We start from the raw sequence: 1,028 nt of genomic DNA on the forward strand, positions 1-1,028 counted from the left end.
GGCAACCCTGCGGCTGCGGAATATGACAGAGGTTTTAAGCCACTGGAATACTTATGTACCCAATGGGGCTTATCTGACCCAGCGAGGGGGAACCTTCTTATTCGATTCACAGGGGAAATTACTCTACCAATACCGCGATTGCGGGCTCCTTGGCTTTGCTCAGAATATGAGTCGTCCACTGTCGTTTTTATTAGATTAGCTCTACCAAAGCGATAGTAACAATGTCTTGATAGATCTTGTGTTACCGAACGCACTTTACAAGAGCGATGCTCCTTTGGAGCCGCTAAAAGCGAACGCACTTATTTGAGTTGATCAAATTCCTTCTCAAAAGCCAGGTATTGTAGTAGTTCCAGGTAAGCTAAGTGATGATATACCCATCGGAACATTAGGTGCAATTTGGAAACAAGTACAGTTAGGAGATGAACGATGAAAAAATATGCAGTAATTTATGAAAAAGGCGATACCAACTGGGGGGCAATTGTGCCAGATTTACCCGGTTGTGTTAGTATTGGTGACACTTTGGAAGAAGTCCAAGAAAATGTTAAAGAGGCGATCGCACTTTATCTGGAAGTTTTGGTCGAAAAAGGAGAAAAAATTCCTCAACCTCAAACCAAAGTCGGATTTGTAGAAATAGCAGCTTAATCCCTAGTTTATCAAAATGCTACAAGATCTATTGGGTAGGATGGTGCGTTCGGTGATATTCTGTCAATAAATCTCTTGATAGATCTTGTGTAATCGAACGCACCCTACAAAAGCGTACGCACTTGATAGCTCTTGTGTAATCGAACCCACCCTACAAGAGCGATTGGCCGTAGGCCACGCTACGCTCCGGAAGCGTTTCGGCAAAGCCGACGCTACGCGAACGCAAAGCGTGGCCTACGGCCTCAGCTTCCGCGCTTATGCGATCGCACTACCAGACGACTTGATCGTGCTGCAAGCCAAAGTTCAAGACATGGTAACCAGCATAGTGTTAGAATTATTCCATTATGCCAACAATTTTACGGATCGGTCCAAATCGTTTCTACTTT

Annotated in this window: 3 protein-coding genes; all 3 read left to right on the plus strand. The window is 44.5% G+C overall.

The annotated features are described in order from the left end of the window. Positions 1–199 (plus strand): AhpC/TSA family protein (locus F6K37_RS44275; protein WP_287257466.1); only part of this gene is annotated, 199 nt, incomplete at its 5' end. Between the two features lie 227 nt (positions 200–426). After that, complete coding sequence (locus F6K37_RS44280; RefSeq protein ID WP_071102570.1) at positions 427–642, plus strand: type II toxin-antitoxin system HicB family antitoxin; 216 nt, start codon at positions 427–429, stop codon at positions 640–642. 85 nt (positions 643–727) lie between these two features. Next, positions 728–1,028, plus strand: a 301-nt coding sequence (locus F6K37_RS44285) for a hypothetical protein (RefSeq protein WP_287257467.1), incomplete at its 3' end; no start/stop codon positions are given.

Origin of the sequence: Moorena sp. SIO4E2 (assembly GCF_010671945.1) — a bacterium.
Lineage (GTDB): Bacteria > Cyanobacteriota > Cyanobacteriia > Cyanobacteriales > Coleofasciculaceae > Moorena > Moorena producens.

Bases quoted from the DNA above. Each gene is read 5' to 3' on its own strand.
- F6K37_RS44280 (WP_071102570.1), top strand. From the start codon at position 427: ATGAAAAAATATGCAGTAATTTATGAAAAAGGCGATACCAACTGGGGG.